Here is a 20,575-nt window from a genome sequence, read left to right on the forward strand (position 1 = left end):
CAAGGCGCATGCCGGGACAGTACTCCGTCACCCGGATGCGACCGCTTCGTGTCGGAGATCCGGTCTGACGGCCGGGATCTTGCGCACGACCGCCCACTCGGCGACCAGCAGGTTCGGGACCCAGCTCAGCCACGCGATGACCGGATAGGCCAGCGCGAACGGAATCCCCGAGATAGCGGACACCGGCAGCAGGATGCGCAGGGTCACGGCGGCGAGCGTCAGGGCGAAATTGCGGGTCATCCAGCGGCGGTGTTCGGCGACGTTGCCCGCGCGGATCGCGCGATAGGCACGCCACCCGCTGTATAGCCAGGCCAGCGCCAGCGCGGCGAATCCGGATTTCGAGACGAGGCCACCGTAGGCGAATGTGGACATGTACAGGCCTGCAAGACCGCCAAGCCCGACGCCGGCGCCGAGGTAAATACGCCCCGACGTCCGATGCAGGCGCGGAAACCTGCGACGCAGGCGCTCGGAGAACTGGAACGGCCCGAGCGCAAGCGCGATCGACGCCGCGAACACGTGGGTGTAGATGCCGAAGCGGTGCACCTGGAAATTCGCGCGCATCTCCGGCCCGACCAGTTGTCCCAGCGGCAGTGCGCCATAGGCAACGAGCGCGTAGGCGGACACGACCAGCGCGAGCACCACCATGCATCCGAAGGCGAAGCGCTTCATTCGTGGAGGCCTCGCTTGTTCATGGCTGCCAGCCGTAGCTCAGCTTCACGAACACGCTGCGGGTGCTGCCGAACAGCTCCAGGTTGTCGTCGTCCATGAACGCGCCGTAGGACGCGCCGGCGTACAGCGCGGTGCGCGGGTTGACCTTGTACGAGTAGACCACCTGGCCAGCCCAGTCGCGCGCGGTCTCGTTCACCGTGGTGGTGTACAGCGCCTGGTCGCGCAGCACCTCGCTGCCCTGCAGGGTCAGGCGCAGGCGTTGCTGCGGGGTGAACTGCCAGCCCAGGCGCAGGTCGGCCACGCTGGCGTCGAAGGCCACGCCGCCGTCGCGGTGCAGGCGCTGGCGGCTCACATCCCATTCCACGTTGATGCCGCGACCGATCGAGGTATTGCCCCAGGTGCCGATCATCTCGCGACGGCCTACACGCGCAGCGGTCAGGTCGAGCTGGCGGCCGAAGTTCATGTAGGTGCCCAGTTGCAGGCGACCGGTCGGGCGGAAATTGCCCCACAGGTTGATGTTGTGTTCGTCGAACATGTTGCCGCGCCAGAAGCGCTCGCGCAGCAGCGGGGCGATGCCGAAGTTGCTCTGCTTCGCGCCCTGGAAGCCCAGCTGGAATTCGAGTTCGCGTTCCAGCAACTGGCCGTCGTAGCGATGGGTGACGTCGTAGTCGCCGTACAGGAAGAAGCGATGGATGGACTTGCCGTCGCGGTACCAGGTGCGCTGGCCGCCAATCAGAGATTTGTCCACGCCGACCTGACCGATGAAGCCAAGATCGGCGCGGAAACCGGGGTCGATCTCGACGTGGTTGATGTCGAAGTTCCAGTTGCGGTTGCTGAAGGTGTAGCCGGCGCGCCAGGCGTTGCCGGTCGGTGTGGCGTCGGAGAAATCGAGATCGGTAGTCCTGTTGTCGACAACCCGGTCGATGAACTCTGCGGAATACTCGGACTGGCTGTGCAGAAACTGCGCGGTTGCCGTATGTGCGCCCTTGCGCCAGCGACCGTCGACCCCGACCAGATCGTTGCCGTAATCATCGCCATGACGGAACGTGCCGATCGCGCCGAGGCTGAGCTGGTCGTTGAAGTCATGGCGATAGCGACCCACGGCCACATTCGCCTTCTGGTCGATCGACTCGAACCCCGAGCGAAGCACGCCGGGCACCAGCACCAGGGTGGTCGCGTCGCGCGCCACGATCGCGCCGTAGGCACCGCTGCCAGTGCGGCCGGTGACCCGCAAGCCGAAGTCGGGGTCGGCGATCTGGCGGGTGTAGAGCACATCGAACTGGGTGGTGAAATTGTCCGCGCCTTCCAGGAAGAACGGCCGCTTCTCCTGGTAGAACAAGGCAAAGCTGCTGTTGAAATCCAGTTGCAGCTGGTCGGTTTCGACCTGCGAGAAATCCGGGTTCAACGTGGCGTTCAAGGTCATCGCCGGCGATGGCGCCCAGCTCACGTCCACGCCCGGTTCGATGCTGGTGTCGGTGCCGCCCCACGGGGTGCCGGCCGCCGGGCGCGACTGGATCGTGCCCATGGTCAGCGTGGGCACGACTTCGAGGTTGCGGCCCTGTTTCACCCCGGCGATGCCGGTGTACTTGCCCCATTCGCACTGGAAGCAGTTGCTGTCGCGCGGAACCTTGTGGCTGGTCATCTGGAAGCGCTTGTCGCGCGGCCAGGTGCGGATCAGCGACACGCCCCATGTCTGATCCTGCGCGCCGGTCGGGAAGCGCAGGGTGGAGAAGGGGATGCGGATCTCGACATCGAAGCCTTCTGCGGTGAGCTGGCCGGCGCTGGTCCACAGGCCGTCCCAGCTGGCATCTTCCTGGTTGCTGGTATTGGTCTCGTCGCGGATCAGGTCGCCCTGCACGCCCAGCGGATTGACCACCATCTCGTAGCCGCGGCGGTTGTCGTTGAAGGTGTCCAGGAACACGCCGACCCAGTCGTCGTTGAACATCGCATCGCGGTCGCGCAGGTTGGCGCGCACCGAAGACGGATCCGGGTCCATCGCCTTGAACGAGACGTACAGCGCGTCGTCGGTATAGCCCAGGCGCACCCGGGTCTTGGCCTGCGCGGGGGTGTTGTCGCCGGGACTGATTTCGTAGTCGATCGACTGCTCCAGCGCACCTGCCCACCCGGCATCGTCCAGCTTGCCGTCGATCACGATGTCGCCCTGCAGGCGCGGGATCGCACCCGCGGGAATGCGCGACGTGGTCGGCGCGGCGGGCGTGGCGTCCTGCGCCTGCGCGAACGGCGCGCACAGCAGCAGGGCGATGGTCAGTGCGCGGGGTTTCGGTGCGAACAGATTCAAGCGGCTCTCTCCATGAGTCGTGCGGTCAAGTGGTGCAATCGATGGCGCAATGGGTGGATGGATGCAGGCGGATGCGATCCGGTTGCCATGACCAATGGCAGGGGGCGCGTTACATGGCGCGCGTGCTGCGCCTGGCGTTAACGATGCCGATGCGCGATGTCTTGCACGCAGTGCTGCAGGTGGGCCTGACCGATGGCACGGGGCGGTTGCGGCGGTCTCACGCGGGCGGCGCTAAACTCGCGGCTTTCCGTTGCAAAGGCCTTCCCCATGCGCCCATCGAATCTGAGCCGGCTTGTCCTGAGCCTGTCCATTGCCGCCGCCCTCGGCCTGCCCATGGCGGCTTGCACCAAGAGCCCCGCACCGGAAGCGGCCGCCACCGCCGCCAAGCCCGCCGCCAGCGTGGAGAAGGTCGTGGACGAACATTCCTATGCCGAGCCGGACAAGGTGCGCACCACCGACCTGGCGCTGGACCTGAAGGTCGACTTCGCCAGCAAGACCATCAGCGGCACCGCGACCTATGCGCTGGAGTGGATCGACAAGGCCGCGACCCAGCTTGCGCTGGACAGCCGCGACATCAGCATCCAGAAGGCCGAAGGGCTGGGCGCAGACGGCAAGTGGAGCGACCTCAAGTTCGCACTGGGCGGCAAGGATCCGATCCTGGGCAGCAAGCTGACCATCGAGACGCCCAACCGCCCGGCCAAGGTGCGGGTGACCTATGCGACTTCGCCCGAGGCCTCCGGCCTGCAGTGGCTGGAGCCGTCGATGACCGAGGGCAAGAAGACGCCTTTCATGTTCAGCCAGTCGCAGCAGATCCACGCGCGCTCGTGGGTGCCGTTGCAGGACACGCCGATGATCCGCTTCACCTACAGCGCCAACGTCAAGGCACCGGCGGACGCGATGGTGCTGATGAGCGCGGACAACGATCCGGCCGCAGTGCGCGATGGCGATTACAGCTTCAAGATGCCGCAGAAGATCCCGTCCTACCTGCTGGCGATCGCCGCCGGCGACCTGGTGTTCAAGCCGATCGGCGCGCGCAGCGGCGTGTGGGCGGAACCGACGATGGTGGACAAGGCGGTGGCCGAATTCATCGACACCGAAAAGATGATCGATACCGCCGAGAAGCTGTACGGCCCGTATCGCTGGGGTCGCTACGACCTGCTGGTGCTGCCGCCGTCGTTCCCGTACGGCGGCATGGAAAATCCGCGCCTGACCTTCGCCACGCCCACGGTGATCGTCGGCGACAAGTCGCTGGTCTCGCTGATCGCGCATGAACTCGCGCACAGTTGGTCGGGCAACCTGGTGACCTTCGCCACCGACAAGGACGCGTGGCTCAACGAAGGCACCACCACCTACGTGCAATCGCGCATCACCGAGTCGCTGTACGGCCGCGACATGGCGGCGATGGAAGAGGTCATCGACCGCAACGAGCTCAAGGAAGAATTCAAGGAGCTCGATCCCAAGCTGCAGCGGCTGTCGCTGAAGCCCGGCGACCTGGCCGATCCCGACAATTCCTCCTCCGCCACCGTCTACACCAAGGGCGCGTGGTTCCTGCAGTTCCTGGAGCAGCGCTACGGCCGCGCCGTGTTCGATCCGTGGCTGAAGGGCTACTTCGACCACTTCGCCTTCCAGAGCATCACCACCGCGCAGTTCCGCGATTACCTGAAGGCCAACCTGGTCGACAAGCATCCGAACGTGGTGACGATGGCCGAGGTCGATGCGTGGCTGTTCGATGCCGGCATCCCCAACGGTGCACCTGTCGTCGAGTCCGGCAAGTTCAGCACGGTCAATGCCGCGCGCATCGCCTGGCAGGGCAGCAACAACCTGCCGAATCCGATCGTCACCGACGAGTGGACGACGCAGGAATGGGTGCACTTCCTCGAAGGCATGCCGGACACGCTCAAGCCGGAGCAACTGGCGCAGCTCGACACCGCGTACAAGTTCACCGGCACGCCGAACGGCGAGATCGCGATGCGCTGGTATCCGCTGGCCGAGCGCAGTGGCTATGCGGCGGCGCGTCCAGAGCTTGGCAAGTTCGTGGAGCGGGTCGGCCGGCGCAAGCTGATCATGCCGATCTACACCGCGCTGGTCGCCACGCCGGAGGGCCTGGCCTTCGCCGAGCAGTCGTTCGCCCGCGCCAAGCCGGGCTATCACCCGATCACCACAGGTTCTGTCGAAGGCGTGATCGCCAAGGCGAAGGACAAGGCGGCCTCGACGACGGTGCCGTTCCAGCCCGACGCGCCCGCGGCCACGCCGGGCAAGATGGAATCGATGGAAGTGCCGCAGGAACTGCATCCGGTCGATCCGGCACCGCAGACACCGCCCGAGAGCTGATCGCCAGCGTGGTGAAACGGGCGAAACGTTTCGCCGCGATCGCCGTGCTGGCGATCGTGGCGACTTCGTTGATTGCGGCGGTCGCGTTGTGGCGCGATCCCTTCCTGCTGGTGCGCGGCGAGTTCGCGCGCCAGCGGGTGGCGGCAGGATTGTCGCGTGCGAGTGTGGACGTGGCCGGTCATCGCTGGTCGTACGCCTATCGCGATGCCGATGCGGCCGATGCACCGACCGTGGTGATGCTCCACGGCTTCACCGGCAGCAAGGAAAACTGGTACCCGCTGGCTGCGCAGCTGGAAGGCCGCTATCGCCTGCTGATCCCCGATCTGCCCGGTTGGGGCGAAAGCGAACGCAAGCCGGGTGCCGTCTACGGGTTCACCCAGCAGGCGGCCAATGTGGTGGCCTTCGTGCGCGCGCTGTCGCCCGGCAAGCCGGTGGTGTTGCTTGGCCATTCGATGGGCGGTGGCATCGCCGCGCTCGCCGCGGCGCGCTACCCGCAAGACATCGGCAAAGTCGGCTTGCTGGATGCCGCCGGCGTGCGCTTCAAGGACAACCAGTTCGGACTGGACGTGCTGGCCGGCAGGAATCCGTTCGCGGTCGAGGACGACGCCTCGCTCAAGCGCTACATCGACATCGTCTTCCATGACGCGAACGCCAAGCCATGGCTGCCGTGGCCGGCCTCGACCGCGATCATCCGCAAGCGCCGCGCCGACGCCGAATTCGAGCAGGGTGTGCTGACCCGCATCGGTCGCAGCGAGGAAATGCTGTTGCCCGGCAAGGAAGCCACCAACATCCGCCAGCCGGCACTGTTGTTGTGGTGCAGGCAGGACGCGGTGATCGATGCCAGTGCGCTGGAGTTGTACGCGCAACGCATCCCGCAGGCGCGCAAGGTGCTGCTGGACGGCTGCGGGCACATGTCGCTGATGGAGCGGCCGGCCGAGGTCGCCGATGCGGTGGTGGCGCTGGTCGATCGCTGACGGCGTCGCGCGGCGATGGGCGTGCTTGTACGATCGGCGTCGGCCGGCGAATCTCCTTCGCCCGCGACGACAACGCAAACGGAGTTGCCTCATGAAGACCGCATCGCTCGCCATCGCCGCCGTGTTGCTGCTCCCCGCCTGCAAGGGCGAAGATCCGCAGGCCGCCGCGCAAGCCGCCGCCGCGCAGGCCGCGGCGAAGGACCAGGCCGCCGAGGCGATGGCGAAGCAATTCGACGATGCCGTGACCGCGCAGAACTGGACGCTGGCCAAGGCGCATGGCGAGATCCTGCAGATCGAGCATCCCACCAGCGCCGCTGCCGAGCGGGTCAAGCCGAAGCTCGACGAGATCAAGGCCAAGGCCGAGGCGACCCAGCAGGAGGCGCGGCTGGCCTCGTTGTGGGCCTATGGCGATGAACCCGTCGGCAAGAACGGCCACCAGCTGTCGGCGGCGATTTACTCGCAGGAACCGGTGGATACCGACGGCAGCGGTGCCAAACCGGTGCGGCTGATCTTCCGCGACCATCCCGAATGGGGCCGCAGCAGCTACCTCGTCCTGGAAGCCGGCGACTTCGACTGCTACGCGGGTTGCAAACTCAAGGTCACCGTGGACGGCAAGGTCCACACCTTGCCGGGCTCGCGGCCGAAGACCGATGACGCCATCGCCATGTTCGTCGAAGACTGGAAGGGCCTGTGGAAGCTCGCCAAGTCCGGCAAGCAGCTGTCGATCGAGTTCCCGACCAAGACCGTCGGCAAGCGCACCGCCGAATTCGAGGTCGGCGGGCTGGATGCGTCGAAGTTGCCGAAGTGGAATTGAGTGCGCCGACAGCAGCACCGTAGCCCGGACAAGCGCAGCGCATCCGGGGTTTCGTACGTCGGATGTCGCGATACCCCGGATGCGGCCGTTGGCCTTGTCCGGGCTACAAGATCTTGACCGCTCTCCCGCAGGCGCGGGAGAGGGAGTCCCGGTTCACGCCAGCGCGTAACCGAACTGCTGGCGGAACTGCTGCGAGAATTCGTCGTGGTCGAAGCGCTGGTTCTGGGTGCCGGGGTGTTCGACCTTGAGCGCGCCCATCAGGTTGCTCATGCGGCCGATGGTCATCCAGTCGTAGCCTTTCTCGATGCCGAAGATCAGGCCGGCGCGGAAGGCGTCGCCGCAGCCGGTGGGATCGGTGACGCGGCGTTCGTGCGCGGGCGGGATGCGGTGGGTGATGCCGTCGGCATGGATTTCCGCACCCTGCGGGCCACGGGTGGTGATGTACGCCTTCACCTTGCCGGCGATCTCCTGCTCGCTCCAGCCGGTGCGTTCCTGCAGCAGGTTGGATTCGTAGTCGTTGACGGTGACGTACTGCGCCTGTTCGATGAAGTGCCGCAGCTCCTCGCCGTTGAACAGCGGCATCGCCTGGCCGGGATCGAAGATGAAGGGGATGCCGGCTTCGGCGAATTCGGACGCGTTCTGCAGCATGCCTTCGTAACCGTCCGGGCTGACGATGCCGATGGTCACGCCGGGCACGTCGCGCACATGGTTCTCGTAGCTGCGCATCATCGCGCCCGGATGGAAGGCGGTGATCTGGTTGTTGTCGAGGTCGGTGGTGATGAACGCCTGCGGGGTGAACAGTTCGTCGATCACCTTGACCCGGTCCAGAGTGATGCCCTGTTCCTGGAACCACTCGCGGTACGGGCCGAAGTCGGCGCCGACGGTCGCCATCGGGATCGGGTCGCCGCCCAGCAGCTTGAGGTTGTAGGCGATGTTGCCGGCGCAGCCGCCGAATTCGCGGCGCATCCGCGGGACCAGGAACGACACATTCAGGATGTGCACCTTGTCCGGCAGGATGTGGTTCTTGAACTGGTCGGGGAACACCATGATGGTGTCGTAGGCCAGGGAACCGCAGATCAGGGCAGCCATCGGGGCCTCGCGGGCGCGTGGACGAAAAGGGCGCACAGGGTAGCGTCGGCATCGCCCGGCGGCCAGCGACGGCTGAATCGGAGCGCGGCGCTGCCCGGCAATCTCCTTGCCGGGCAAGGGGGCATTGCTAGATTAGCGGCCCCGGCGTCAGCCGCGGTCTCCGCGCTCCCGACCAGCCTTTCGGCCCCGCGTCCCCCGACGTGGCCATTCACTTTCCTGGCATCTCCCGCATGTTCAAGTTCCTCAGGGGCTATTTCTCCAGCGACCTGTCCATCGACCTCGGCACCGCCAACACGCTGATCTACGTGCGCGGGCAGGGCATCGTCCTCAACGAACCCTCGGTGGTCGCCGTGCGCCAGGATCGCGATGGCGGTGCGCGCCGGGTCGCCGCGGTGGGCAGCGAGGCCAAGCAGATGCTCGGCCGCACCCCGGGGCACATGAGCACGGTGCGGCCGATGAAGGATGGCGTCATCGCCGACTTCACCTACACCGAAGAAATGCTCAAGCACTTCATCCGCAAGGTGCACAAGTCGCGCTTCCTGCGTCCCAGCCCGCGCGTGCTGGTCTGCGTGCCGGCCGGCAGCACCCAGGTCGAGCGCCGTGCGATCAAGGAGTCGGCGGAAGAAGCCGGTGCCCGCGAGGTCTACCTGATCGAGGAACCGATGGCTGCCGCAATCGGTGCCGGCATGCCGGTGACCGAGGCGCGCGGTTCGATGGTGGTCGACATCGGCGGCGGCACCACCGAGGTCGCGGTGATCGCGCTGAACGGCATCGTGTATTCGCAGTCGGTGCGCATCGGTGGCGACCGCTTCGACGAATCGATCGTCGCCTACGTCCGTCGCCACCACGGCATGCTGATCGGCGATGCCACCGCGGAGCGGATCAAGCTGGAGTTGGGCAACGCCTATCCGCAGCAGCACGTGCGCGAGATCGAGATCTCCGGCCGCCACCTGGCCGAAGGCGTGCCGAAGATCATCACCATCAATTCCAACGAGGTGCTGGAGGCGCTGCGCGAGCCGCTCTCCGGGATCGTCGCCGCGATCCGGCTCGCCCTCGAGCAGACTCCGCCCGAGCTTTGTGCGGACGTGGCCGAACGCGGCATCGTGCTGACCGGCGGCGGCGCACTGTTGCGCGACATCGATCGCCTGATCAGCGAGGAAACCGGCCTGCACGTGCAGGTCGCGGACGATCCGTTGACCTGCGTGGCACGCGGTGGTGGACGTGCGCTGGAGCTGGTCGACATGCACGGCAACGAGTTCTTCACGCCGGAGTGAGTCTGTATCCGGAGATCGGCCATCCATGGCCGACTCCGAAGCCGCGTAGCGAAAAACGTGGTTTTCGCTAGGCTACGCAAACGTCGTTGCCGTTTGCGTTGGTCCCTCCCGGGCCAAACCGTCGCTTCGTTCCTTCTCCCAAAGCCCTCGCCGACTCGCCCACGTGCCGCCTTACGCCGGACCTCCCGCAGCCCGCCCTGGCGATGTCGCCGGCGTGCTGCGCCTGCTGGCGTACCTGATCCTGGCCACCGCGTTGATGGTGCTGGACTACCGCAGCGGCTGGCTGCGCGCCGTGCGCACCCAGGCGGAAGTGGCGGTGCAGCCGTTGTGGTGGCTGGCCGGGTTGCCCTCGAAAGTCGGTACCGGCCTGCGCGAGGAAGCGGTCACCCGCACGCAGCTTGCGCGCGACAACGAGCGCCTGCGCAATGCCCTGCTGATCCAGTCCGCGCGCAACGCCCGTATGCGCACTGCGGCAGCGGAAAACGAGCGCCTGCGGGGCCTGCTCGGCAGCGCCGAGCGTGGACGGCTGGATGTGCAGCTGGCCTCCATCCTCGATATCGACCTGGACCCGACTCGCCAGCGCCTGTTGCTGGACAGCGGCAGCAACGGCGGGGTGCGCGTGGGTCAGGCCGTGATCGATGCCGGCGGTCTGATGGGGCAGGTGATCGCCACCACTCCAACCACGGCCAGCGTCCTGCTGCTGACCGACCCGGATCATGCGGTGCCGGTGGCGGTGGCGCGCAGCGGCATTCGCCTGGTGGTGTATGGCAGCGGCCGCAGCGACGCGTTGCACCTGGCCGACGTGCCGCTGTCCGCCGACGTGCGCGCCGGCGACCAGTTGTTGACGTCCGGCCTGGGCGGACGCTTCCCGCCCGGTTTCGCGGTGGGCACCGTGGGCGCGCTGCGGCCGGACGACAGCCGCGCCTTCCTGGAAGCCGACGTGACGCCCGCCGCGCAACTCGACCGCGGGCGCGACGTGCTGTTGCTGCGCGGCTACAAGCCGGTGCCGGCGATCAATCCCGCCGGCATCGCGCCACCTGCCACCAACGCATCCGCACCTGCATTGACGACTCCTGCCGCGCCGATGAATGCCGTCGTGCCGCCACCGAGCGCGCCCGCGCCGGAGCCGCGCCGATGAGCCGCGCACGCAACGGCTGGGTGCTGCCGGTCAGCCTGCTGCTGGCGCTGCTGCTGGGGCTGGTGCCCTTGCCGGGGATGTTGCAGCCGTTGCGGCCGTACTGGCTGGCGCTGGTGCTGGCCTACTGGTTGCTGGAAGAACCCGAGCACATCGGCCTGGGCGTGGCGTTCGCACTGGGCGTGCTGGCGGACCTGGTGTTCGGCGGCCTGCTCGGCGAGCAGGCGATGCGGCTGGTGGTGATGGCCTTCATCCTCGATCGCTTCCGGGCGCGCATGCGCTTTTTTCCGCTGTCGCAGCAGGCGCTGGTGATCGGCGTTTTGCTGCTCAACGACCGCGTCATCAGCGCCGCCATCCACGTGGTGATGGGCGCTCCGCAACTACCGTGGTTGTACTGGCTGGCACCGTTGCTGGGCCTGCTGCTGTGGGCGCCGCTGCATTTCGCGCTGGACACCCTGCGCCTGCGCCGGCGGGGTTGAACGCACGCCGATGATCCGTCGCGCCCGCCAACTCAAGGACCATGCGGTCGAGGCCGACCTGTTCCGCCGGCGCGCGCTGGTCGGGTTTTTGCTGGTGCTGCTGGCGTTGGGTGGCTTGGCCGCCTGGTATTTCCGCCTGCAGGTGATCCAGCACGCCGAGTTCGCCACCCGCTCGGAAGCCAACCGGCTGCGGCTGGTGCCGGTCGCGCCCGCGCGCGGCCTGATCTACGACCGCAAGGGCCGGCTGCTCGCCGACAACGTGGCGGCATGGAGGTTGGACGCGGTGCCGGAGCGCGCCGGTAACGCCGAAGCCCTGCTGGCGAAGCTGCAGTCGGTGGTGGTGCTGGACGACGAACAGCGCAGCCGCTTCCTGCGCGACTACAGGAACAGCCGCCCGTTCAAGCCGGTGACGATCAAGTTGCGCGTCTCTGACGATGAAGCCGCCCGCTTCGCGGTGGATCGCTGGCGTTTCCCCGGCGTGGAGCTGGTGCCGTACCTCGGGCGGGTGTATCCGCAGGGCGCGCTGTTCGCGCACGTGGTGGGCTACGTCGGCCGCATCGACGAGAAAGACCAGGCCGCACTGGGCGATGCCGGCGGCGCGTACTCGCACACCGGCAAGACCGGGCTGGAGCGCTATTACGAAGCGCAGCTGCGCGGCAAGCCCGGCTTCCGGCGGCTGGAAACCAACGTCGACGGGCGCACCGTGCGCGCGCTGGACACCGTGCCGGCCACGCCGGGTACCGACCTGCGGCTGTCGATCGACATCGACCTGCAGCGGGCGATGGTGGACGCCTTCGCCGAACTGGAAGGCACCGCGGTGGCGGTCGACCCGCGCAGCGGCGAAATCCTGGCGATGGTCAGCCTGCCGTCCTACGACCCCAACCTGTTCGTCAACGGCATCAGCCATGCCGACTACCAGGCGCTGAACGACAACCCGTCGCGGCCGCAGTTCAACCGCGCGGTGCTGGGCGGCGTCGCCCCCGGCTCCACGATCAAGCCGATGCTCGCCCTGGCCGGCCTGGACAGCGGCGTGCGCCGGGCCGAGGACAAGACCCTGTCGACCGGCATGTTCTACCTTGGCGGCCAGCGCCGCGGCTATGGCGATTCGCATCGCGGCGGCCACGGCTGGACCGACGTTCGCAAGTCGATCTATGAATCGGTCAATACCTACTATTACCGGCTGGCGCTGGACATGGGCATCGCCAGGATCGACGAATACCTGGGCCGCTACGGCTTCGGCAAGCCGACCGGCGTGGATCTGTCCGGCGAGATCGGCGGGATCCTGCCGTCGCCGGAATGGAAGGCGGCGAACGCGTCGAAGCAGGGCAAGTGGTATCCCGGCGACACCGTGATCACCGGCATCGGCCAGGGCTTCTGGAAGGCCACCACCCTGCAACTGGCGCAGGCCACCGCGATGCTGGCCAACAACGGCTGGGTGCGTCGCCCGCATCTGGTCAAGGACATGCGTGCGGATTTCGCCGCGGCGTGGATGCCGGTCGAGCTGGTACCGCCGACCCGCGGCAGCGACAGCGCCGCGCATCTGCAGGCGGTTCGCGAGGGCATGATCGCGACCGTGCACGGACCCGGCACCGCGACCAACATTCGCCACGGTCTGACCTACCTGATCGCCGGCAAGACCGGCACCGCGCAGGTGGTCAGCCGCCGCGGCAGCGCGGCGATGAACCCGCGCAGCCTGCCGATGCACCTGCGCCATCGCGGCCTGTTCATCGCCTACGCGCCGGCGGATGCGCCGACCATCGCGATCGCCGTCGCGATCGAGGGCGGCGGCTACGGCGCATCCAGTGCGGCACCGGTGGCGCGCAAGGTGTTCGATGCCTGGCTGCTGGGCAAGGCCGTGGCACCGCCGCCGCAACAGGAACAGGCCGCGGCGATCGATGCCAATGCCGATGCTCAGGCGGCGTTGCCGCCGGATTTCTCCGGCGTGCAAGGCAGTCCCGGCGCGGCGATGCCGGCAGCCGCACCCGCAACGGCGGCATCGCGCCGATGAGCACCCTGCTGCGCCTGCTCGCCGACCTGCTGCTGCGTTTCCTGCGCACGCTCGACCTGCCGCTGCTCGCCGCCCTGCTGGCGGTCATGGGGATCGGCTTGGCCACGCTGTACAGCGCCAGCAACGAATCGATGCGCCTGGTGACTGCCCAGGGCGTGTTCTTCTGCGTTGGGTTGAGCGCATTGTGGGTGGCCTCACGGATCCCCGCGCACATTCTCAAGCAGGCCACCCCGGCGATTTTTGCGTTGTCGATGATGCCGTTGGTGCTGGTGCTGTTCATCGGCAGTGGCAAGTACGGCAACCACTGGATCAGCCTGGGCTTCTTCAATTTCCAGCCATCGGAACTGGCCAAGCTGACCCTGCCGATGATGCTGGCCTGGTACCTCGACCGCCAGCGCCTGCCGCCGCGTCTATCCACCTTGCCGGTGGCCTTGCTGATCATCGCCTTGCCGGTCGGCCTGATCCTGTTGCAACGCGACCTCGGCACGGCGGTGCTGGTGCTGGCCGCGGGTGTGTTCGTGCTGTTCCTGGCCGGGGTGTCGTGGTGGTGGTTCGGCACCGCCGGCGTGTTCGCCATCGGCGGTTTCGCGGTGGCGATGTTCGCGCCGATCAGCTGGTTCTCGTTCCTGCGGCCCTACCAGCAGAACCGCATCCTCACCTTCCGCGATCCCGAGAACGACCCGATGGGCGCGGGGTGGAACATCCTGCAGAGCAAGATCGCGATCGGTGGCGGCGGGCTGACCGGCAAGGGCTGGGGGCAGGGCACGCAATCGCATTTGGACTACTTGCCGGAGCACACCACCGACTTCGCCTTCTCGGTGCTGTCGGAAGATTTCGGTTGGATCGGCGTGATCGTGGTACTGGCGTTGTACCTGTTCGCGGTCGCGCGCTGCCTGTGGATCGCGGCGGATTCGCGCGACGGCTATTCGCGCCTGCTCGCCGGCACCATCGGCCTGTCGCTGTTCGTGTATGTGCTGGTCAACGCCGGGATGATCTCCGGCCTGCTGCCGGTAGTCGGCGTGCCGATGCCCCTGATCAGCTACGGCGGCACCTCGTCGGCGACCCTGCTGCTCGGCTTCGGCGTGGTGATGGCGTTGAAGGGGCGGCGCGTGCTGAATCGCTGAGGCGAAGGGTCAGACCGGCCGCAGTTGCTCGGCCCGCGATCGCGTCCTCTCGTTGACCACGTCGCCGCTGTGCAGGGTGCTCTTGCGCTCGATCAGCATGACCAGGCATTCCTGCTGCGCGCTGGGGTTGTGGCGGACCCCTTCGGCACGACGAACAGCTCGCCCTCCTGCAGGAGGACCGTGTCGACCTCCATTTCGATGCGCAGGCAGCCGCGCAGGACCAGGAACAGCTCGTCTTCGTGCTCGTGGCGATGCCAGCCGAAGGTGCCGTGGACCTTGGCGACCTTGACGTAGTTGTCGTCGACATCGGCGACCACGCGTGGCGACCAGAGCTCGGTCAGGGAGGCGGCAATCGTGAGTGGGGACACGCTGTCAGGCATGACCGGGTTCCTTGTGCGCAGGCGCTGGGGACTCGATGGCGGCGGCACCGGCCGGCACCAGGCGATGGTTGCGCCTGGCCCAGGACAGCATAGCCAGCACGCTGGCCGCGACCATGGCGGTGGTGACAAGCGAATCCTCAGGTCCGAACACGCCACCGGTCAGCCAGCCAGGGCCGCAGAGATGCTCCCTGCACTCGGTGGCAAGCGGTGCCAGACTGCGCCAGCCGTCGATGCCTGAAAGCGGCACGCCGGCGAGGATGACCGTGTAGTTCCATGCCGCGTGGTTGGCGGCGACCGTCCAGAGATTGCGCGTGTGCACGAACACCAAGGTCCAGAACGCGCCGATCAGGGTGCCGGCCACCACGGTCATGGCCAGTTGCTGCGTGCTGGCGCGATCCTCGATGTTGGCGATGTGCATCAGCGCGAACACCAGCGATTGCAGCCACAGCGCAGGCAAGCTGCCGATGGCGTTCTCGAGGATCCGGAACAGGATGCAGCGATAGACCAGTTCTTCCAGTACCGCCGCGACCACGATCAGTCCGGCGATCCCGAGCAGGCCCTCCTGCCAGCCGCGATAGGCACTCACTTCATAGGCGCTGGCCGCGAACATCAGCAGCATCGCGATGCCGATCAGCAGGCTGCCGGCGATTGCGGCCAGCATGATCGGCAACGGCGCGATCCGCAGCTCGCGGGCGTCGCGTTTCTCGAACAGGCGCACGTAGGCCCAGTAGGCCAGCACCGCGAACACGAAGATGCCGATCCGCCGCAGCAGGCTGGTGGTCGCGGCGTCGGCATGCAGGACCGACTGGATCACCGGCAGCAACAGCAGGCGGAACAGTTGCACGGCGCCAACGATGGCGGCGAATGACACGAGCAATTGCAGCAGGGCCTGTCGTGCGATGCGGACGTTGGACAAGGGGTACTCCGGGACGTGCCGAGGGCGGGAAGCGGTCGCGTGGATGGCGACGCCGGTGGTGAGACTAGGTCGAACCAATCCGCGCGTTCGCGGTCTCCGATGAAGTGGCGGTTTTGCCGGATCAGGGCGAACGGACAGCCGACCAGTCCGATCCCGCGGCGGCCTTCCGCCGGCGCGGCGGCCAGGATCGGGCGGTCGTGGTGTCGTCGCGGGCCTTCGGGTGGCCCGACGCAGCGTGCCTGGAGCGAGCCGCGCAAGCTGAATCGGCCGTTCCGGGGCGCTTCCGGGCCCGTGCTACCCTCGCGCCGATGATCCGACGCGCACTTGTCCCCAGCCTCGCCGCGCTCGCGCTTGCCGCGTGCGCCGTCCCCCGCCCAAGCCGATGCCCTCGCCGCCGGCGACCCCAGCGCCGGTGGTCGAAGCCCCGCCGCCCGCACCGCATCTGCGCGACATCGGCCCGGCCCGCGCCGAGTTCGTGCGCAGTACCGCGCAACGCTTCAACATCCCTGCCGCCGAGATCGAGGCGGTACTGGCCAACGCGCAGATCCGCGAGTCGATCATCAAGGCGATGTCCCGGCCGGCGGAAGCCAAGCCGTGGCGCGATTACCGCCCGATCTTCATCCAGCCGAAGCGGATCAACGACGGCCGCGCCTTCCTGTCCACCCATGCCGCCGCGCTGCAGCGCGCAGAAGATGCGCACGGCGTGCCGAAGGAAATCATCGTCGCCATCCTGGGCGTGGAGACCAGTTACGGCGGCAACAAGGGCAGCTTCGCGGTGGTCGATGCGCTCTACACGCTGGCGTTCGCCTATCCGCGCACCGGCGATCCCGCCAAGCACGCGCGCGAGAACCAGCGCGAGGCATTCTTCCGCGACGAGCTGGCGCAACTGTTCGCGCTGGCGCGGGAGCAGCAACTCGACATCGCCACGCTCAAGGGCAGTTATGCCGGCGCGATGGGCTGGGGCCAGTTCATGCCGTCCAGCTATCGCGATTACGCGGTGGATGGCGATGGCGATGGGCGCGTCGACCTGTTCAACAACCTCGACGACGTGTTCGCCTCGGTCGCCAATTACTTCGCCAAGAAGGGCAAGTGGGAGCGTGGCGGTCCGGTGATGCAGCGAGCGGTGCGCGATGCATCCGCCACGGATTTCATCAATCCCGGCAATGCGGTGACCCTGGATCAGTCGCTGGCTAGCCTGGCTGCCGCCGGCTATCGCCCGGTCGCGGCTCCGCTGGTCACCGGCAAACCGGTCACGTTGATCACGCTCGAAGGCGTGGCCGGCCCGGAATACTGGATCGTCTACAACAACTTCAAGGCGATCACCACGTACAACATCTCGCGCCTGTACGCGACCGCGGTGTACCAGCTGTCGCAGTCGATCGCCGGCCGCGAGCCGGGGACGCCGTGAACCGGCGCGTGCTTCTGCTGGCCGCCTTGCCGTTCGCGCTGGCGGCCTGCGCGACGACCGGCACCGCATCGAAGAGCAAGCCCCCGTCGCCAGGGCTCAAGGTGGTTGTGAAGCCCGCGGGCACCGTGAACGCCACGCCGCCCCTGCAGCGACCAAAGGCGTCGCCGTATGCCGCGGCACAGGAAGACCCGAGCAAGCGCGGCGATTACGTCGCCGGCGGCCTGTTCCGCCCCGGCGAGGCGGACACCGTTCCCGACTACGTGCCGGATGTCGATGCGATTCCCGAGCCAGAGGTGCGCGACGAGCCGCGGTCGCGCGCCGGCAACCGGAAGACCTACAGCGTGCTCGGCAAGCGCTACGAAGTGCTGGACAGCGCACACGGTTACGCCGAGGACGGGTTGGCCTCGTACTACGGCAAGAAGTTCCATGGCCGGCGCACCTCCAACCAGGAGGTGTACGACATGTACGCCTTCACCGCCGCCCACAAGACCCTGCCGCTGCCCAGTTTTGCCCGTGTCACCAACCTCGACAACGGCCGTTCGATCGTGGTCCGGGTCAACGACCGCGGCCCGTTCCATGCCGGCCGTGTGATCGACCTGAGCTATGCCGCTGCGGTCAAGCTGGGCTATCGCGACCAGGGCACCGCGCGGGTGCGCGTCGAGGCACTGACCCAGGCCGATGGCGGTGGCGTGCTGGCATCGACCACCAAGCCGGCCGCTGATACTGCGATGGACCGGCTGGTCGAGCAGTTGCCCGAGGCGCTGGCGAGCGCCGGTGCGGTCGATCCGTCGGTGCCGACCAAGCCCGCGCCCGACATCGGCTACCGCTTCGACATGCAGCAGAACGGCAAGGTCATGTCGGCCGACGAATTCGATGCCTGGATGCAGTCGCGCCGCGTCCGCGTGGCCACCGGCAAGCCGGGAAAGCCTGATCCCGTGCCGGTCTCCGCCGATGCCAAGGCGTCGGCACCCACGCCTGCTGCGGTCGCGCCGCCACCGCCGTCGCCGGTCAACGCGGCCGCGCTGGTTGCCGCCACTACGGCCACCCCGACGGCCACGGCCGACGACGTGACCCTGCAAGTCGCCAGCTTCGCCAACCAGCAGAACGCGCAGCAGGCGCTGGCGATGCTGCACGGGGCCGCGATCGCCCGCGCCCGCCTGTTCGATGCCGACGTCAACGGCAAGAAAATCTGGCGCCTGCGGATCGGCCCGGTCGCGGCCGCGCACGCACCGGAACTCGCGGCGCGGATCGTGGGTCTGGGCTTCGGTCAGCCGCAGCGGGTTAGGGATTGAGTTCCGAGCCGTCATGCCCGCGAGAGCGGGCATCCATGGACTTTGATTTCCCGTGCAGAACGTCCATGGATTCCCGCTTTCGCGGGAATGACGAATAAAATCGTGTATTCGCCGCGCCTGCGCGGCCACCAGGAGTTTGCTTTGATGCGTTCGCGTTCGTTGTTGTTCGTCGCCCTCGCCACCGCCGGCATCGCCTTTGGCTCCGGCCTGTCCATCGCCCAGGTGCCCACGCCCGCACCGGTCGCCAAGCCGGCTGCGCTCAGCGACAACCTGCCGATCCCGGACGCGCCCGCGCCCGCGGTCAGCAAGGCCTGGATCATCATGGACCACGCCACCGGCCAGGTACTCGCCGGCGACAACATCGACACACCGGTGGATCCGGCCAGCATCACCAAGGTGATGACCAGCTACGTGATCGCCGCCGAAATGGCCGCCGGCAAGGTCAAGCCGACCGACCCGGTGATGATGAGCGAGCATGCCTGGCGCAGCGGCGGCGCCGGCACCGACGGCAGTTACAGCGGCTTCGAGGTCAACAAGACCGCGCCGCTGCTCGACATGGAAAAAGGCATGGTGGTGCAGTCCGGCAACGATGCCGCGATCGCGCTCGCCGAACATGTCGCCGGCAGTGAACAGGCCTTCGCGCAGCTGATGAATGCCTACGCGAAGAAGATCGGGATGACCAAGTCGCATTTCGTCAATCCGCACGGTCTCACCGCCGAGGGTCACGTCACCACCGCCCGCGACCTGGCCATCCTCGGCCGCGCGCTGATCCGCGACTTCCCCGAGGCGTACGCCTACAACAAGATCAAGGAGTTGACGGTCGGCCCGATCACCCAGCCGAACCGCAACCTGTTGCTGTGGCGCGACCCCTCGGTGGACGGCATCAAGACCGGGCATACCTCGGCGGCGGGCTACTGCCTGATGGCCTCGGCCAAGCGCGAGGACCAGCGCCTGATCACCGTGGTGATGGGCAACAGCAGCGAGAACCAGCGCGCGGTGGATTCGCAGGCCCTGCTCAACTGGGGCTTCCGCTTCTACGAATCGCACACGCTGTACGAAGCCAACACGTCGCTGGCCACCCCCAAGGTCTGGAAGGGCGCCGCCAACCTGGTCCAGGTCGGCGTGGCCCAGCCGCTGCTGGTGTCCACCCCGCGTGGCAAGTACCAGCAGCTGAAGGCCAGCATGGACCTGCCGAAGTCGCTGGTCGCGCCGATCGCCAAGGGCCAGAAGATCGGCATGGTCAAGGTCACCCTGGACGGCAAGGTCATCGCGCAGTCGCCGCTGGTCGCGCTCAGCGCGGTGGAGAAGGGCGGCTTCTTCAAGCGCCTGTGGCATGAGCTGCTGATGTGGTGGCAGGACTGACTGAGCCTGGCGGGCCTGCTGCGCTCGGCGGCAGTTGGGGAACCGCAATCGGATCCCCATAATCGGGCCATGGACATCAACTCCGACAACCCCGAACACGGCTTCCAGTTCCCCGGCACCTTCGAGCTCTCCGCGATGGGCACTGCCGACAAGGATCTTGAAACCGCGCTACCCACCGCCCTGCTGGATGCCGGCATCGAAGTCGTGCACGAATCGGTGAACTGGAAACATTCCAGCAGCGGCCGCTTCGTCTCGGTTCGCATCGCCTTCCGCGCGAACTCGCGCGAGGAGTACGACCGCGCCCACGAAGCGTTGCGCGCGCATCCTGAAGTGAAGTGGACGCTGTAGCCAGCGACCGGCGGTACGCGTTGCTGCGCGACCTCGGCCGCCAGCCCTACGAGCCGGTGTGGCGTGCGATGCAGGCCTTCACCGACACGCGCAACGAGGGCACGCCGGACGAGCTCTGGCTGGTCGAGCACGACCCGGTGTTCACCCTCGGCCAGGCCGGCAAGCCCGAACACGTGCTGATGCCGGGCGAGATCCCGGTGATCCACGTTGATCGCGGCGGCCAGGTGACCTACCACGGGCCCGGGCAGATCGTGGTGTATCCGCTGCTGGACCTGAAGCGGCTGAAGATCGGCGTGCGCGACTACGTTTGCAGGATCGAGCAGGCACTCATCGACACCCTCGCCGAATGGAACATCGATGCCATGCGCCGCGAGGGGGCGCCCGGCGTCTATGTCGGCGCTGCCAAGATCGCTGCGCTCGGCATCCGCGTGCGCCGCGGCTGCACCTTCCACGGACTGGCATTCAACATCGCCCCGGAAAGCACCGCGCCGTTCCTGCGGATCAATCCCTGCGGCTACCAGGGACTGCAGGTGATCGCGCTGCAGGACCTCGGCGGGCCGTCCTCGCTGGAGGCGGTCAAGCCGGTGTTGCTGGAGGCGCTGGCCCACCAGTTCGGGTTGGCATTGCGCCATGCCGATGGATTGCCCGCGCAACTCGCCGCCTGATCCGCGGT

At 67.3% G+C, this 20,575-nt stretch carries 17 protein-coding genes and 1 pseudogene; 13 read left to right on the forward strand and 5 right to left on the reverse strand.

From position 1 onward, the window contains the following. Nucleotides 1-27 precede the first annotated feature (27 nt). Both H9L16_RS06635 and H9L16_RS06640 read right to left on the reverse strand, forming a co-directional pair. Nucleotides 28-669, reverse strand: a complete 642-nt coding sequence (locus H9L16_RS06635; RefSeq protein WP_187553741.1) for a DUF2306 domain-containing protein — start codon at nt 667-669, stop codon at nt 28-30. A gap of 19 nt (nt 670-688) precedes the next feature. Further along, on the reverse strand, nt 689-2,968 hold the full coding sequence (locus H9L16_RS06640; protein WP_187553742.1) for a DUF5916 domain-containing protein: 2,280 nt from the start codon (nt 2,966-2,968) through the stop codon (nt 689-691). Nucleotides 2,969-3,235: 267 nt separating this feature from the next. Here H9L16_RS06640 and H9L16_RS06645 point away from each other — a divergent pair, with 267 nt between their 5' ends. From H9L16_RS06645 to H9L16_RS06655, 3 genes are all read left to right on the forward strand, one after another. Continuing rightward, on the forward strand, nt 3,236-5,299 hold the full coding sequence (locus H9L16_RS06645) for a M1 family metallopeptidase (protein WP_229796637.1): 2,064 nt from the start codon (nt 3,236-3,238) through the stop codon (nt 5,297-5,299). Between the two features lie 11 nt (nt 5,300-5,310). Continuing rightward, complete coding sequence (locus tag H9L16_RS06650; protein WP_229796636.1) at nt 5,311-6,273, forward strand: alpha/beta fold hydrolase; 963 nt, start codon at nt 5,311-5,313, stop codon at nt 6,271-6,273. A gap of 91 nt (nt 6,274-6,364) precedes the next feature. Next, a complete protein-coding gene (locus H9L16_RS06655) occupies nt 6,365-7,087 on the forward strand; it encodes a hypothetical protein (RefSeq protein ID WP_187553745.1) in 723 nt (240 codons plus the stop codon). Between the two features lie 153 nt (nt 7,088-7,240). On the opposite strand, the gene H9L16_RS06660 is transcribed toward H9L16_RS06655, so the two are convergent. Beyond that, nucleotides 7,241-8,176: a carbohydrate kinase family protein gene (locus tag H9L16_RS06660; protein WP_187553746.1), complete on the reverse strand. Its 936-nt coding sequence runs from the start codon at nt 8,174-8,176 to the stop codon at nt 7,241-7,243. Nucleotides 8,177-8,406: 230 nt separating this feature from the next. On the opposite strand from H9L16_RS06660, the gene H9L16_RS06665 reads away from it, so the two are divergent. The 5 genes and pseudogenes from H9L16_RS06665 to rodA all read left to right on the forward strand — a co-directional run bounded on the left by H9L16_RS06665 (nt 8,407) and on the right by rodA (nt 14,196). Beyond that, nucleotides 8,407-9,450: a rod shape-determining protein gene (locus H9L16_RS06665; protein WP_187553747.1), complete on the forward strand. Its 1,044-nt coding sequence runs from the start codon at nt 8,407-8,409 to the stop codon at nt 9,448-9,450. Nucleotides 9,451-9,613: 163 nt separating this feature from the next. Continuing rightward, nucleotides 9,614-10,546 (forward strand): annotated as a pseudogene (mreC, locus tag H9L16_RS06670) (rod shape-determining protein MreC); the annotation flags it as partial. Between the two features lie 38 nt (nt 10,547-10,584). Continuing rightward, nucleotides 10,585-11,064: a rod shape-determining protein MreD gene (mreD, locus tag H9L16_RS06675; RefSeq protein WP_187553749.1), complete on the forward strand. Its 480-nt coding sequence runs from the start codon at nt 10,585-10,587 to the stop codon at nt 11,062-11,064. A gap of 13 nt (nt 11,065-11,077) precedes the next feature. After that, on the forward strand, nt 11,078-13,072 hold the full coding sequence (gene mrdA, locus H9L16_RS06680) for a penicillin-binding protein 2 (protein ID WP_425507258.1): 1,995 nt from the start codon (nt 11,078-11,080) through the stop codon (nt 13,070-13,072). Further along, the gene (gene rodA, locus H9L16_RS06685; protein ID WP_187553751.1) at nt 13,069-14,196 is read left to right on the forward strand and encodes a rod shape-determining protein RodA; all 1,128 of its coding nucleotides are present in this window, start codon (nt 13,069-13,071) and stop codon (nt 14,194-14,196) included. Before mrdA ends, rodA begins: the two co-directional genes overlap by 4 nt. A gap of 92 nt (nt 14,197-14,288) precedes the next feature. Here the strand turns inward: rodA and H9L16_RS06690 are convergent, their stop codons facing one another. Both H9L16_RS06690 and H9L16_RS06695 read right to left on the reverse strand, forming a co-directional pair. Then, nucleotides 14,289-14,576 (reverse strand): cupin domain-containing protein, encoded by a 288-nt coding sequence (locus H9L16_RS06690; protein ID WP_233449418.1) that lies wholly within the window; start codon nt 14,574-14,576, stop codon nt 14,289-14,291. Next, entirely contained in the window at nt 14,569-15,492 is a 924-nt protein-coding gene (locus H9L16_RS06695) for a CPBP family intramembrane glutamic endopeptidase (RefSeq protein WP_187553752.1), read from the reverse strand. The genes H9L16_RS06690 and H9L16_RS06695 overlap by 8 nt, the downstream gene beginning before the upstream one ends. 358 nt (nt 15,493-15,850) lie before the next feature. On the opposite strand from H9L16_RS06695, the gene mltB reads away from it, so the two are divergent. The 5 genes from mltB (at nt 15,851) to lipB (ending at nt 20,567) form a co-directional block, all read left to right on the forward strand. Beyond that, nucleotides 15,851-16,900: a lytic murein transglycosylase B gene (gene mltB, locus H9L16_RS06700; protein ID WP_233449419.1), complete on the forward strand. Its 1,050-nt coding sequence runs from the start codon at nt 15,851-15,853 to the stop codon at nt 16,898-16,900. Nucleotides 16,901-16,908: 8 nt separating this feature from the next. Then, nucleotides 16,909-18,192 carry a septal ring lytic transglycosylase RlpA family protein gene (locus tag H9L16_RS16385; RefSeq protein WP_308427071.1) on the forward strand — a complete coding sequence of 428 codons (1,284 nt, stop codon included), beginning with the start codon at nt 16,909-16,911 and terminating at the stop codon, nt 18,190-18,192. A gap of 144 nt (nt 18,193-18,336) precedes the next feature. Beyond that, nucleotides 18,337-19,554: a D-alanyl-D-alanine carboxypeptidase family protein gene (locus H9L16_RS06710; protein WP_187554087.1), complete on the forward strand. Its 1,218-nt coding sequence runs from the start codon at nt 18,337-18,339 to the stop codon at nt 19,552-19,554. Between the two features lie 69 nt (nt 19,555-19,623). Further along, the gene (locus H9L16_RS06715; protein WP_187553753.1) at nt 19,624-19,902 is read left to right on the forward strand and encodes a DUF493 family protein; all 279 of its coding nucleotides are present in this window, start codon (nt 19,624-19,626) and stop codon (nt 19,900-19,902) included. Next, nucleotides 19,890-20,567: a lipoyl(octanoyl) transferase LipB gene (gene lipB, locus H9L16_RS06720; RefSeq protein ID WP_187553754.1), complete on the forward strand. Its 678-nt coding sequence runs from the start codon at nt 19,890-19,892 to the stop codon at nt 20,565-20,567. The genes H9L16_RS06715 and lipB overlap by 13 nt, the downstream gene beginning before the upstream one ends. Nucleotides 20,568-20,575: the final 8 nt, after the last annotated feature.

The sequence above is a fragment of the Thermomonas carbonis genome, assembly GCF_014396975.1.
GTDB classification, from domain to species: domain Bacteria; phylum Pseudomonadota; class Gammaproteobacteria; order Xanthomonadales; family Xanthomonadaceae; genus Thermomonas; species Thermomonas carbonis.

Excerpts from the sequence above, each read along its gene's own strand:
- H9L16_RS06635 (WP_187553741.1), bottom strand. The coding sequence starts at position 669 with ATGAAGCGCTTCGCCTTCGGATGCATGGTGGTGCTCGCGCTGGTCGTG.
- H9L16_RS06645 (WP_229796637.1), top strand. The coding sequence starts at position 3,236 with ATGCGCCCATCGAATCTGAGCCGGCTTGTCCTGAGCCTGTCCATTGCC.
- H9L16_RS06655 (WP_187553745.1), top strand. The coding sequence starts at position 6,365 with ATGAAGACCGCATCGCTCGCCATCGCCGCCGTGTTGCTGCTCCCCGCC.
- H9L16_RS06660 (WP_187553746.1), bottom strand. The coding sequence starts at position 8,176 with ATGGCTGCCCTGATCTGCGGTTCCCTGGCCTACGACACCATCATGGTG.
- H9L16_RS06665 (WP_187553747.1), top strand. The coding sequence starts at position 8,407 with ATGTTCAAGTTCCTCAGGGGCTATTTCTCCAGCGACCTGTCCATCGAC.
- mreD (WP_187553749.1), top strand. The coding sequence starts at position 10,585 with ATGAGCCGCGCACGCAACGGCTGGGTGCTGCCGGTCAGCCTGCTGCTG.
- rodA (WP_187553751.1), top strand. The coding sequence starts at position 13,069 with ATGAGCACCCTGCTGCGCCTGCTCGCCGACCTGCTGCTGCGTTTCCTG.
- H9L16_RS06690 (WP_233449418.1), bottom strand. The coding sequence starts at position 14,576 with ATGCCTGACAGCGTGTCCCCACTCACGATTGCCGCCTCCCTGACCGAG.
- H9L16_RS06710 (WP_187554087.1), top strand. The coding sequence starts at position 18,337 with ATGCGTTCGCGTTCGTTGTTGTTCGTCGCCCTCGCCACCGCCGGCATC.
- H9L16_RS06715 (WP_187553753.1), top strand. The coding sequence starts at position 19,624 with ATGGACATCAACTCCGACAACCCCGAACACGGCTTCCAGTTCCCCGGC.